Below are 13,286 nucleotides of genomic sequence, written 5' to 3' on the forward strand. Positions count from 1 at the left end.
TTCCAGGGAGAGGCTCGCCTACGGGCTGGGGTGAGGGTCGGGGTTGTGAACGTGAAAACGGCGGGGATGGGAATCCCCGCCCTACGTAACGAAACACAGCAATATCACGTAGGGGCGACCGTCCACGGTCGCCCTCGGGCGGGTCTAAAGACCCGCCCCCTACGTCGTCGCAATTGACGGGGCACGGGCCGTGGTGAGGGCACGTATCACCCCCCCCCCGAGGTCGGGGCGATGGTTCATTGCCCCCGGCGATTCTAACGGGTATAATAGCCCTTCCACTGAGCTGAAACCGCGCCTGGACGCCATCTGATGCTTATAACCGCCGCTCGCTCGACCATCGCGCTCCTCATCGCCGCCGTACTCCTGGCCGGTTGCGGCGGGGGCGAGGCCCCGATCCCCGAGGACGTCGGGGCGCAGCCGGTGAACGACGGCCCGTCCCCCCTCCCCGGTCCGCCGGGAGACACGGCCGAAGGCGCGGAACGTCCGAGCGTGACCTATACCTCCATCTGCACCCCTCCCGGCGGCGAGCCCTTCTCCACCGAGGTGACCCTCACCCGGTGCGCGGACTGCGCCGAGGCCTTCGAGCTCGTCTGGACCGGCGGGGGTCACGACGCCCGGGGCGTGGGGATGACCTTCGGGGAAGGTCTCTTCGCCGTGGCCCGGATCGGCCCCGGGGGACTGGTCGTCGGCGTGTACCGGCTCGAGGAGCGGGGGCTCACCGGGCGCTGGACCGGCGGCGACGGAATCGGCGCGGAGGCCATCGGCGAGGCCTCCGGCGAACCGCCGACCCTGGGCGCGTGGCCCGAGGACGCGGTGTTCGAGGTGACCGGGGAGGGCCCCGACGGGGCGGAGTACCAGGGCTTCCTCCAGGCCAAGCCCTGGAACGGGGCGGTGGTGCTGCGCTGGACCGTGGGGGAGGAGCAGATACCCGGCGGCGCGCTTCCCGTCGGCGACTGGCTCGTGGCCGGCTTCAACCAGGGCACCTACGGCGTCTCCGTGTACGCGAGGGACGAGAACGGCTGGCGGGGGCGGTGGTACGCCCCGGGGAACGGCGCCTTCGGCGAGGAGTCGCTGGCGCCCTACGCCGAGTGAACGTTGAGATCGGCGCCGAAACGGCCTATACTTGGAACGTAACCTGGGCCCGCTACGAGCGGAATGCCCGCGGCGGCACGCAGAGGACTCGTCCTACGGAGCCGCCCTACACGTACACCGGACCCGCGACACGGGAGGGGAGGTGCGCGGTGAAGAAGCTCTTCGCGGTCCTGACCCTGGCGGCGTTCGCCCCCGCACCGGCGGGCAACGTCTACGTGGCCGATTACGAATCCTACGCCGACCTCAACGTCTACGTCGCGGACTACGAGTCCTACGCCGATTTGAACGTCTACGTAGTGGACTACGAGAGCTACGCCGCAGGCGAGGACGCCCTGTGGTATTTCGTGGACTACGAGTCCTACGCCGACGTGGTCATCTACTACGTGGATTACGAGTCCTACGCCGACCTCAAGGTGTACTTCGTGGACTACGAGTCCTACGCCGGCTGGAACAAGGGCCATCCATGGCAGGAACGCCTGCACTGATCCCCCTCGTCGGGGACCGGTTTGACGGGGAACGCCGGGGGCCGTTCCCCTTCTTGAACCCCGGGAATCGGCCGTGAGATATTCCACCGCATCGCTTTTGATAATCCTGGCCGCCTCGGCCGGGGCTCTCCCCCTGGTGGGCCTGGAGGGGGACGGGGCGGAGCTGCCCGAGCTGACCGTGCTCCGGGTGGGGGAGGAATTCGACGAGGAGCTGGCGGATCGGGCGCTCAAAGCGGCGGCGGCCTCCCTGGCCGCTGAGGGCTACCTGGACGCCCGGTTGGTGCCTTCATCGTCTGCGCGCGAGGGCGGCGTGCTGCTGCGGGTCACCCTGGAGCGGGGCGAGCGGGCCCCCCTGGGCGGGCTGACGGTGAACGGCGCCCGGGCCGTCGAGCCGCGGCTGGTCGAGGCGGCGGCGCGCACCGGCTGGCGCAGGGACGGGCCGACCGGCCTCATCCGGGCCGTGGGCGACCTCTACGCCTCGGCGGGCTACCTGAACGCCGAGGTGGCGCTGGTCGAGCCGAGACGCGCGGACGACGGGTCGCTCAACCTGACCCTTGAGCTGGCGGAGGGAGACCTCACCTGCGTGGACACGATCGAGGTCGTGGGCCTGGACGACGACGCGCAGCGCACCGCCCTGGCCGCCCTGGGGCTGGCGCGGGGCGACCCCTTGACCCCCAACGCCCTGGAGGCGGCCCGACGCCGCATGGAACGAACGGGTTACTACGACCACGTCGCGCTCACCCTCGACGGGACGACCCTGCGGCTCGAGGTCGAGCCGGGGCGGACGGTTTACTTCGACGGCGCCCTGGGCCTCGGCGAAACGGGGGGCGAGACCGAGCTCTACGGGGAGATCCAGTTCAGCCTCGTTAACCTGGGCGGCGGGGGGCACGACCTCGCGGGGCTGTACAGACGGACTTCTCCCGACAACGCCGACTACCGGGCGGCATACACCGAGCGGTTCCTCTTCGGCAGTCGGGCAGCGCTGGAACTAGCCTACACCGGCCTCCGACGCGCCAACCGCCGCTCCGACGCCGGCGAGGCCGAATTGCGCCAGCCGCTGGGCGACCACCTCGAGCTCTCCATCGCCGCCCGGTTCTCCTCCGACTTTCAGGAGGGCGTCGGGTCGAGTGTCTATCTGGGCGCCGGGCTGGGGGCCCTTCTGGATTACACCGACCGGCCGCGCGACCCCACCGACGGCTTCGACCTGTGGTGCAGGCTGGAAGCCGGCCAGCGGCGCTACGATGCTCGGCGGGAGACGCCGCTCCGGGCCCGGCTGGGGGGCGACGGATTCTGGACGCCCCTCGAACCGCACACCCTCGCGCTGTTGCTGGAGGGCGGGCTGGCCGACGTCCGGCCGCCGGTGTCCCTGGACTGCTTCTACCTGGGCGGCGCGTACAGACCCCGCGGCTACCGCAACCGCGAGCTGCCCACCGACGCGTACGCCCTGGCCACGGCCGAGTACCGACTGCGGCTGGGGGATTCGGGACGCCTCTTCGCCTTCGGCGACTTCGCCTACTATCGGCCGCTCTCCACCGCGCCCTTCACGACCCCGACGACGTGGACACGGGCCCTCGGTTACGGAATCGGCCTGGTCGTCAACCTGGGGGTGGGCAGCCTCGAGGTGGTTTACGCCCTCAACGAGGATTCGAGCCTGGACTCCGGCGTCCTGGAGGTACGGCTCGTCCTGGACCGCCTGCTGTAATGTTGACACACCCGCGGGGCGCCGCTATACTCGATCTTCGAAGCGAAACTCCAACCCCTGAAACGGAGGTCCGTTTTGAAAACCGCAAAATTTTTCCTGCTCTTTCTCGCCTTCGCCTTCCTCTTCGGCCTGGTCGGCTGCGAGGAGGAGGCCAAGGTGGAAGGGGAGAACGGCGAGGCTGAAGTCGTCCCCACCAAGCCGGGCACATTCACCACGGAGCTCGGCGAGTGGGTCACCTACACGGCCCAGGACGTGGGCGAGGTCACCCTGGCTCTGGTCGGTGAGGAGGAGTTCGGGGGCGTCCCCGGCTACTGGATCGAAGTGGTCGTACCCGAGGAGGGCCAGAAGGTCGTCGTGAAGGTGCTGGTCGAGAAGGAGGCCTACGAGGAGTTCGGTAAAGAGATCGTGGAATGGCTCCAGAACCCCGAGATTCCCGAGGAAGGCATGTTGGCCGACGCCATGGCCATGCAGGGCGTGGAAGGTGAGGGCGAGGCCACGGCCGCGGACATCCAGACCGGCCTCGACGAGTTCAACAAGATCGTCCTGCGCCTCATCGTGGAGGCCGAGGGTCAGGCCTTCGAGATAGACATCCCCAGCTTCACCAAGCTCATCGGCGACCAGGCCGCCGCCGGCATGGAGATGGCCACCGAGATGGCCGAGGCCTACGGCGGCGAGAAGGCGGCCGAGGAAACCCCCATGCCGACCTTCGAGCTGGTCAAGAACGTCAAGGCCGAGGTCGGCGGCAAGACCTACGCCTGCGACAAAGTGGTGGTCACCCACGAGGGCGAGTCCGTGGAGATTTACTTCTCCCCCGAGGTGCCCTTCTTCGGCCTGGTCAAGGTCGTCTCCAAGGACGGGGAGCCCCTGGTTCTGACCGACTACGGCCGGTCGGGCTACAAGAGCCAGCTCACCTCCGCCGAGCCGATGAAGATCGACGCCAACGCCCTGATGATGATGTTCATGGGCGGGATGATGCTGGACCAGGGCGCCGGCGGGATGCCCGGCGGCATGGAGGGCATGGACCCCGAGATGCTCAAGGCCCTGGAGGAGTTCCAGAAGATGGGCGGCTAACCGCCCGGTTACGTCTCCGAGTGAACAGAGGGACCGCCCGCGCGGTCCCTTTTTAACGCCGTAGAAGTCGCCTGAACGGTCTCCCTCTCCCTGTGGGAGAGGGCAGGGGTGAGGGCTTCCTTAGATAAATAAGGCGGGTGGATTCAACCTATGGGGAATCAACACCCGCCTGCCTTACCGTCACTTATCTTTTCATATCGAGCATCGTTAATAGATATCCGAGCAATATAGATAGTGTAAAAATCAATCCAATAACTTGCCCTATAGGTGTATCATGAAATAGTATTGTGCATAGTTCGCTGATGATTATAGTGACGGTACCCAGTAGGAACAGTAACTTACTATCATTCATGTCTTCATATCAACCTCCTTCCGTTTAAATATATAAATGTTGGCTCATTTAATTGCGCACTATTATGTACAATAAACCGCGCCCAAGCAGTAATTCAAACCTATATTATTATACCACAGCTCCAGCAATAAGTCAAGAGCTATTTTAATATATCCTTCCTCAAACACAAATCGGGCCGACCTTAAGGTCGGCCCCTACGAGGGTGATGTGCGATTCAATCAAATTGCGTAGGGCAGGGGCTCTGTACCCCGCCCTATTTTTCAAAGGAAGCCCTCACCCCCATCCCCTCTCCCCCGGGGTGAGGGGGGCCCCACAACCCTCCGCCGCGTTTGCGATGATGTAGGGCGGCCCCTCTGCGGGCCGCCGTCCGACCCTCACCCCAACCCTCTCCCTAGAAGGGAGAGGGGGATCGCGGGCCGCCCTACCGCTTCCGCTGCGTCCGCAGGAACCGGATCATCTTCGGCACCGCGTGCGGCACCAGCTCCCTGACCATGTGCGGCAGCAGACGGTCCATCACACCCGGCATCAGCTCCGGCATCTGCTCGGCCATGTAGTCCGGCATGGGGACTATCCCCCCGATGCGCTCGAGCATGGTCGCCATGACCTTGGGCATCATCCCCGGCAGCAGCATCGGGAAGAGAATCGGGAACAGCGGCCGCATCAAAAAGAGCATCCCGCCGCCCACCGGCCCCAGCCGCCCGATGAACCGCATCATCGCGCCCATGCCCAGCGGCATGGCCTTGAGCAATTCGGGCCACATGGTGTCCATGAGCTCGGCGAAGCCCTTGGGCGTCATGAGGGCGATCATCTTCTCGAAGACGGCCCACTGGCGCCGGACCTCCGGCTCGGGGTCGGGGAAATCGTAGCCGAGCTTCCCGGCGGCGAAGCGCGCCAGGTCCTGCACCTGGACCTTCACGTCCTTTTTGTCCCGGCTGACGCGGAGCTGGAACTCGCAGCAGGGGCAGAGGGCCAGGACCTTTTCGGCCCCCACGTCCACGGCCTCGTTGAGGCGCTCCTCGCCGATGTCGGCGGCCACGGGCGGGTCCTTGATGAGCGTGAGCACCGAGCCGCAGCAGTGGCCCTCCTCGCGGTTGTGCGCCATCTCGACGAAGTCAACGCCGGGCACGGCCTTTATCATCGCCCGCGGCTCCTCGTACACCCCGGACACGCGCCCGATGTGGCAGGAGTCGTGCCAGGTGACACGCTCCCTCTCGCCGCCGTTTTCCGGGAACTCGAACTCCCCGGCGGCCAGCTTCTCGGAAATAATCTCCGAGTAGTGCCGGGTCTTTATGTCGTACTCGACGCCCAACTCCTTCGCCCAGCCGGCGTAGTGGTGGCGCCACATCATGTCGCAGGCCGGGCAGGAGGTGACCACCGTTTTCGCGCCGGTGGCCTTGACCGCCGCGATGTTCTTCCGCACCGTTTCCAGAAAAACGTCCCACTTCCCGGCCACGAGCATGGGCGTGCCGCAGCAGTTCTCCACCTCGCCCAGGGTGGTGAAGTCCACCCCCGCCTCGTCCAGAAGGCGCACCGTGGCCTGGGCGATGTCGTGCTCGACGTAGCTGGCGGTGCAGCCGGCGAAGTAGACGATCGGGGCCTTGACGCCGGGGCCGTGCTTGGCGGCCAGGTCCTCGGGGAACCAGTCGGCGCGGTTCTTCCGATACCCGGCCCAGATGTTCCCCTGGGCCGTGGTGGCGGCCCCCATCACCTCGAAGGGCGGGAAGGTCATCCGGCCGTCGTCCTGGATGAGCTTTCCACGCAGCTTCATCCAGGCCGGCTCGATGGGCAGCGACGCCGAGCAGCGCAGGTTGCACAGCTCGCAGGTCGTGCACACCAGGAAGGTGTCCACCATCGCCTGGTCCCACTTCACCTTGCCTTCCATCATCCGACGGAGCCAGTACCATTTGCCGCGCGGGCTCTGGCTCTCCCACCCCCGGCCGTAGAACTGGTCGCAGGCGTCCACGCAGTAGCCGCACTGGGAGCAGGAGTAGGCGTACCAGGCCACGTCGGCGGGGATGCCCCGGACCGGCTTCTTCGGCCGCTCGCCTATCTCAACGGAAACCCCGTTCCCGAGGGCCCGGACCAGCGGCTCGAAAAACCCGGCCAGGCCCATGAACACCCCCACCAGCCCGTTGGACAAAACCTTGCGCGGGTTCAGGAGCCGTTTGGGGTCCGCCTCGCGCTTCGCGCCCCTGAGCCTTTTGACCTTTTCGGCCCCCAGAATGCCGTCGGCCAGGCCGGCGAAGTAGAGGCCGGTGGCGTAGGGACGGCCGCCGTGACGCCGCGCGATTTTCATTATCGAGAGTGACAGGGCGAAGAGGAAGGTGTAGCCGAAGCGCCGCTCGTCCGCGGGGATGAAGCCGAGAATCACCGCCTCCGGCACGCCGCCCCGGCCCTCGCGGATTATCACCGCCTCCTTGACCACCGGCTGCCGGAGCTTTTCCTCGATCTCGGTCATCACGTCGCCCAGATTTTTCAACGGAACGACCACCTCGGCCGGGACCAGGGACGGACCGAGCCGCTTGACCACCATCAGGTTGAAGCGGTTCCCCCACTCGTGCCGGGCGATTTTATCGGAAAGTATCTCGGCGGAGCACTCGGGGTGCGGGGTGTCGAAGTAGGCGTGGATGCGCTCGGCGTCGCGCTTGCGGAAGGTGAGCGTCATGACGTAGGTCTCGGGCAGAAGGACCCGCTCCTCGACCGGCTCGCCGTGGTGCTCCCGCAGGGGGGACAGGTTTTTCAGCTTGGCCATGCGCGGGTTGATGAACATCATGGACCACACCGGCAGCCCCTCGGCCATGATGCGCTCGATGAAGCGCTGGAGGTCGTGGGCGTCGGCGCAGGAGATGGAGATGACGTCCAGCTCCTCGGCGGGCATTACCCTGACGGTCACCCGGCTGATGAAGCCCGTGGTGCCCATGGCGTCGGATACGAGATCCAAGTCGTCGCCGGCGAGCTCGCGCACCTCGCCCGAGGACAGGACGACGCGGGCCGAGATTACGTTGTCCGCGAAGTAGCCGTACTCGTAAGCGCCCAGGCCCGCGCCCCCGTGCGCCAGCCAGCCGCCCACCGTCGAGGAGGGGTAGCTGGTGGGGTAGGTGCGCAGGGTCAGGCCTTTCGGTTTCAATTGCGCGTCGAGCTGCTCCCAGGTGATACCCGGCTCCACGGTGGCGGTGAGGTTTTTCGCGTCTATCTCGAGCACGTCCCGCATCCGGTAAAAATCCACCACCAGGCCCTTTTTGACCGGCAGGACGCCGCCGTAGCCCGAGGTGGCCTTGCCCCTCGGGGTGAGCGGGATGCCGCGCCCGCAGGCCCAGGTCACCAGCTCGACCAGCTCGGCCTCGTCCGCCGGCTGGACCACGGCGCGGGGAACGGTCCCGCCGATGAGCGGCTTCAAGAGCTTGGGGACCGAGGCGATGTCGTGGCCGCAGAGCATCCGCTCGGTTTTATCGAAGGTCACCCGGCCGGGGAATCGCTCCCCGAGGTGCTCCCGTAGTTTTTTACCTAACCCTGCCATGTCGGCTCCTTTTAAAGATTCGTCGTTTAATTTTCCTAGATTGAGTTCCAGTCGAGGGCGCCGAGCTCCTCCCAGGTTATCTCCCTGAGGGCGGAGCTGTGCCGCTGGCGGCAGACGGCCTCGATGACGGCGCCCGCCGCCGGGTCGGTGACGTGGAAGACCACCTGGGCCCCCTCGCGGCTGCCCGAGACGACCCCGGCCGAGCGCAGCTTGGCCAGATGCTGGGCGACGGTGCTCTGGGGCCGCCCCAGGACGGCGACGATTTCGCCCTGTGTGACCGGCGAGCGCGCCAGGCCGCAGGTGATGGCCAGGCGGAGGGGGTGGGCGAGGGCGCGGAAGAGTTTTGCCGTTTCCTTGAAATCCGCCAGGGTGGGTGCTTCGGGCACGGCGCGTCTCCTTTTTCGTGTTTATGCGATAACCGAATAACCGGATTTAGTGTAGACGAAAATTGAACATCTGTCAAGGGAAGAATGAAAACGGCGGGGACTGAAATCCCCGCCCTACATTCACCGGCAATGCCGATTCGTCGTAGGGGCGACCGTCCACGGTCGCCCGCGGGCGGACCTAAAGGTCCGCCCCTACATCATCGCAACGAGGCGAGGGCTGGGGTGAGGGTCGAGGCCGGGAACGTGAAATCGGCGGGGTTAGGAAACCCCGCCCTACGAAATTTGTTTGAATCTCGCGTCACCCTCGCAGGGGCCGACCGTCAATCCTTGAACAGCCACCACTTCAGCTCTTCGGGGTCGGTATCCGGCTTCTCGGCGTAGCGCCGCGCGGCGCGGAAGATGTAGAGCGTGCAGGAATCAACCTGTTTCCCCCGCAGCTTGCACAGTTTTTCGAAAAGTTCCTCGGGCGTCTGCCGCGTGAGGTCGAACACGCCGCGGATTCCCAAATCGTAAAGGTCCTCGGCTGTCCGGGGGCCCACGCTGGGAATCTTTACCAACTCCCGCAGAACCTCCACCTTCATCGGTCTGTGCACGGTTCCCTCCATGAGGACGATTTGTCGGGGATGTTAAAGGGTCAATCGTCGGCCGGCCGGCGGGCCGATAGCATCAGCTCGTAGTCGTCGCAGGTGACGGGGAGGCGGTTCCACGCGCCCGCGGTGCCGCCCCAGACGCCGAGCACCTCCAGCCCCGCCAGGCGGGCGAGGAGGAGGAGCTCCGGCGCCGTGTAGCTGCGCTCCAGGAGCCGCACCGACCCGCCGCCCTCCACCTCGAGGTTGAACGTCTCCACTAGGGCGGCCGGGTCGTAGTGCCCGGCGGCGACCTCGTCCGTGCCGACCCCACGGATGTAGCGCAGGGCGCTGAGGGCGTTCGCCAGGAGCCTCCCGCCGGGGACGAGCGCCGCGGCCATCCGCCCCAGGAGCGCCGCCCCTTGCTCGAGGGGGTCGTCGGCGTAGGAGAGGAGCCCGAAGGCACCCTCGCAGATTGAAATCACGGCGTCGAAGGGCCCCGGGGGCAGCCCGCGGGCGGCATCCATCCTCACCAGGTCGAGCTCCACGCCGGCCTCCGCGGCCGCGCGCCGGGCCTCGGTCAGCATCCCTTCCGAAATGTCCACCCCGGTCACCCGGAACCCCCGCCGGGCCAGCTCCACCGCGTGACGCCCGGTGCCGCAGCCCACGTCCAGGACGCTCATAGGCGGCGCGAGGCCCAGCTCGGCGACGATGAACTCCACCTCGGCCGCGGTGTGGGCGGTGAACGGCTCGCGGTGATAGGCGGCGGCGTGGGCGTCGAAGTATTTCTGCCACTCGTTCCCGTCCATACTTACCGGTTCCTCTCTCCGCGGCGGGCCGCCAGCCAGTCCGAAAGGTCGGGCAGTTCCCGGGTGTTCAGGACATCGGCGGCGGTAAGCCAGGCCTTGCGGGCGATGCCCACCCCGAGGGCCACGGTATCGAACATCTCGGCCCGGTGGGCGTCGGGATTGAGCGCCACGGGTATGCCGAGCTCCCTCGCCCGGCGCAGGACGCGCCAGTCGGCGTCGAAGCGGTGGGGGCTCGTGTTCAGCTCCAACGCGACGCCGCGCTCCGTCAGCGCCGCCAGCACCCGATCCCAGTCCAGCTCGTAGCCCTCACGGGCCAGGAGCAGCCGCCCGGTGGCGTGGCCCAGCATCGTGGTGAACGGGTTTTCTATCGCCGCCAGGACGCGCGCGGTGGCCTTCTCCCGGGGCATGCGCAGGCCCGCGTGGACGCTGGCGATGACGAAATCCAGCCGCCCCAGAATCTCTTCGGGATAGTCCAGGGAGCCGTCGGCCAGGATATCGGACTCGATCCCGGCCAGGAGGCGGCACGGCCGACCGCGGTCGTTCAGGCGTGCGATTCGGTCCGCCTGCGCGGCGAGGTCCTCGACGGAGAGCCCCCCGGCGTAGAAGGCCGAGCGCGAGTGGTCGCTGACGCCGATGTAGGCGTAGCCCAGCTCCCCGCCGAGCTTGGCCAGTTCCTCAAGACTTTGCGTCCCGTCGGAGGCGGTGGTGTGGACGTGGAACACGCCGCGGATGTCCGCGGTTTCGAGGAGTTTTGGTAAATTACCCCGAGCCGCCGCCTCGATCTCGCCAAGGCCCTCGCGCAGCTCCGGCGGGACGAAGTCCAGCCCCAGCGCCCGGTACACCTCGCCCTCGTCGTCGAGTTCCAGGGCGTCCAGGTCCAGACCCCTCTCCCGGGCCAGCCCCCGGAGACCGTCCACGTGGGCCGCCGAGCCGGTGGCGAGGACCAGGTGGGTCCCCCAGCGCCCCACTTCGGAATTGCGCAGGTCCACCTCGGTGCCGAGGTAGTCGAACCGGAGCCCGCCTTCGTCGCCGGTCCTCAAGCCATCGGCCCAATCGGTGCCGCGCAGCGCGTCGGTGAAAACCTCCTTCTCACCCGAGGCGAGCCGGACGAGCAGGTCCACGTCGCCCGCGGTCTCGGCGAGGCGGCGGATACTCCCCGCGACCGCGCAACGCTCCACACCGGGCAGGTCGGAAATTTTACCGTGGAGGTCGTCGGCCAGGGCACGCGCCTCCGGGTACAGCCGCCGCTCCCGGTAGCGGTTCAACCGCCCGATTCCGGCCAGCACGTTGGCCTGGATTTTCGGACCGAAGCCGGGCAGCTCCACCAGCCGGTTCTCCAGGCAGGCGTACTCCAGCTCGCCGGGGTTGGTCGTCCCCAGGGTCTCCCACAAGAGTTTGACCCGCTTCGCGCCGAGCCCCTCGATTTCCAGCATCTCGAAGAGGCCGGACGGCAGCTTCGCCAGCCGCTCCTCGAGCTGGGGCAAACGGCCGGTGGCGACGAGCGCAGCGACCTTCTCCACCAGGGCCTTGCCGAAGCCGGGGAGCTCCCCCAGCCGCCCCTCGGCGAGGAGCTTCTCCGCCGGCTCGGCGAGCCCGTGGAGCGTCCGGGCGGCCCCGTGGTAGGCGCGGGCCTTGAACGGGTTCTCGCCCAGGAGCTCCGAGGCCGTCCCGAGCCGCTCTATCACGGAGGCTATCTCGCGGTTGTCCACTTGTGCTCAGGCGCGGAAGAGGCTGATGACGCCTCCGACGCGCTCCCAGATTTTGCCCAGGTGCTCCCCGGCGCTCAACAGGTCCGCCCAGAGCCGCGGCGGGTTTTCCAGAAGCTGGTCCACCGCCCGTACCCGCTCCCAGGGCACCCGGACCTCCTCGGGCGAAAGCGGTTTACCACCCGCGTCGCGGAACTCCACCCCCTCCTCGAGCATGGCCCGGACGAAGAGCTCCGCCACCAGGGCGAAACCGGTGATGGTGCCGTGGAAACAGTCCAGGGAGACCAGGCCGCCTCCGGTGCGCCGCCCCTGGGCGTCGGAGCGGAAGAGCTCCATCCTCGGGGGGGGCTGGAGCCCGAGGAGCGGATGGTCGTCGCCCAGAAAACGCCGCAGGTGGGCGTCGGGGGTGTACTCGCCGCGGCCGACCAGCCCGTTCAAGAATCCCGCCAGGTCCACCACCCGCCAGCCACGCTCCCGGGCCACGGCGCGGATGACCTCGTTGTAGGCGTCCTGGCACTCCTCGACGCGCAGGACATCCTCGGCGGAAAGGAAGCCGAACCTCTCCCGGGAGGGGTTCTCATCGCGGAGGTAGAAATGGACGTAGTACTCGTGGTGCTCGCCGCGGGGTCCGCGGTTGCGGGGCCCGGCGCCCCGGATCAGGGGGGAGTCGGTGACGTAGGGCAGCGTGGCCGCGAAGACCCGCGCCTTAGTTTTTTCACTCATCCGCTCCGCCAGCCGCCGGTAGGACGCCTCGAAGGCCCTGGGGTGCCACAGGCTGAACTCCTCGACGAGATCGGGGGTGGGCGGCTCGGGGCCGGTCTCCACCACCTCCAGCCGGGTGACGACCCCCGCGGCGTTGTTCAGGCCCACGACCAGAATCAGATTCTCGATGGGGCCCTGAAGCTCCTCGATCCGGCCGAGCCAGTCCACCAGGGTCGCCTCGTTGAGCTCGCCGCGCGCGGAGGGATTCAGGACCCGCCGGGCGGCGCGGTAGGCCGCCGACGAGGGGAACTTCTCCATGAACTCGGACCTGTCGTCCCACCGGCGCTCGCGGATGAGCCTGTCGCAATGCTTCCCGTTCACGGTGAAGAGGTCCTCCACGGTAAAGCCGAAGCAGGCCAGGAGGTGGTAGGGGCCGGGGTAGCTGCGGGCCAGGGCGCCGAAGCCGTGCTCGTAGTACTCGTCGCGCTCCTCGAGCCACTCCTCCACCGCCGGCTTGGCCGCCAGGAGCCAGTCCACCAGGTCCAGCCCGGGCCCGCCGAGGGTGAAGTCCAGGTCGTGGAGCAGCCGCTCCAGGTTCAGCGGCATCCCGCCCAGGCCGAAGTGGGGGACGCAGAAATCGAAGCCCTCGCCCGCGCCCACCGTCAGGCCCAAGGTGCGTGCCACCATAGCCGGGAAGCTCCAGCTCGTCTTCCACACCGCCCCGGAGCTCACCCCCTGGGCCAGGGAATCGCCGAGCGCCACCAATCGGGGCATGGAACCGACCTCCTGTCTCCGACGCGAACCCATTCTAACAAAAAGTACCACTCGGCGGCGGGGCGCCTGGAAAAGAAGGGTGTGGTACGAATCCCGCATTTACATCGTAGGGGCCGACCTTCAG

At 67.3% G+C, this 13,286-nt stretch carries 10 protein-coding genes; 4 read left to right on the top strand and 6 right to left on the bottom strand.

Translation table 11 applies throughout. The features are described 5' to 3' along the window. Window positions 1–309 precede the first annotated feature (309 nt). From VM054_04040 to VM054_04055, 4 genes are all read left to right on the top strand, one after another. Complete coding sequence (locus VM054_04040) at window positions 310–1,092, top strand: hypothetical protein (GenBank protein ID HUT98226.1); 783 nt, start codon at window positions 310–312, stop codon at window positions 1,090–1,092. 149 nt (window positions 1,093–1,241) lie between these two features. Next, a complete protein-coding gene (locus VM054_04045) occupies window positions 1,242–1,577 on the top strand; it encodes a DUF6150 family protein (protein HUT98227.1) in 336 nt (111 codons plus the stop codon). Between the two features lie 73 nt (window positions 1,578–1,650). Next, window positions 1,651–3,279, top strand: coding sequence for a BamA/TamA family outer membrane protein (locus tag VM054_04050; GenBank protein ID HUT98228.1), 1,629 nt, complete (start codon window positions 1,651–1,653; stop codon window positions 3,277–3,279). A 75-nt stretch (window positions 3,280–3,354) separates the two neighbouring features. Next, window positions 3,355–4,350 carry a hypothetical protein gene (locus VM054_04055; protein HUT98229.1) on the top strand — a complete coding sequence of 332 codons (996 nt, stop codon included), beginning with the start codon at window positions 3,355–3,357 and terminating at the stop codon, window positions 4,348–4,350. Between the two features lie 773 nt (window positions 4,351–5,123). Here VM054_04055 and VM054_04060 read toward each other — a convergent pair. The 6 genes from VM054_04060 to VM054_04085 all read right to left on the bottom strand — a co-directional run bounded on the left by VM054_04060 (window position 5,124) and on the right by VM054_04085 (window position 13,162). Next, on the bottom strand, window positions 5,124–8,219 hold the full coding sequence (locus VM054_04060; protein HUT98230.1) for an FAD-binding and (Fe-S)-binding domain-containing protein: 3,096 nt from the start codon (window positions 8,217–8,219) through the stop codon (window positions 5,124–5,126). Between the two features lie 35 nt (window positions 8,220–8,254). After that, entirely contained in the window at window positions 8,255–8,605 is a 351-nt protein-coding gene (locus VM054_04065) for a metalloregulator ArsR/SmtB family transcription factor (protein ID HUT98231.1), read from the bottom strand. Window positions 8,606–8,925: 320 nt separating this feature from the next. Then, window positions 8,926–9,198 carry a helix-hairpin-helix domain-containing protein gene (locus VM054_04070; GenBank protein ID HUT98232.1) on the bottom strand — a complete coding sequence of 91 codons (273 nt, stop codon included), beginning with the start codon at window positions 9,196–9,198 and terminating at the stop codon, window positions 8,926–8,928. A 41-nt stretch (window positions 9,199–9,239) separates the two neighbouring features. Beyond that, on the bottom strand, window positions 9,240–9,980 hold the full coding sequence (locus VM054_04075; protein ID HUT98233.1) for a class I SAM-dependent methyltransferase: 741 nt from the start codon (window positions 9,978–9,980) through the stop codon (window positions 9,240–9,242). Between the two features lie 2 nt (window positions 9,981–9,982). After that, a complete protein-coding gene (locus VM054_04080; protein ID HUT98234.1) occupies window positions 9,983–11,689 on the bottom strand; it encodes a helix-hairpin-helix domain-containing protein in 1,707 nt (568 codons plus the stop codon). A 6-nt stretch (window positions 11,690–11,695) separates the two neighbouring features. Continuing rightward, entirely contained in the window at window positions 11,696–13,162 is a 1,467-nt protein-coding gene (locus VM054_04085; GenBank protein ID HUT98235.1) for a hypothetical protein, read from the bottom strand. Between the last annotated feature and the right edge of the window lie 124 nt (window positions 13,163–13,286).

The organism is bacterium, from assembly GCA_035528375.1.
Lineage (GTDB): Bacteria > RBG-13-66-14 > RBG-13-66-14 > RBG-13-66-14 > RBG-13-66-14 > RBG-13-66-14.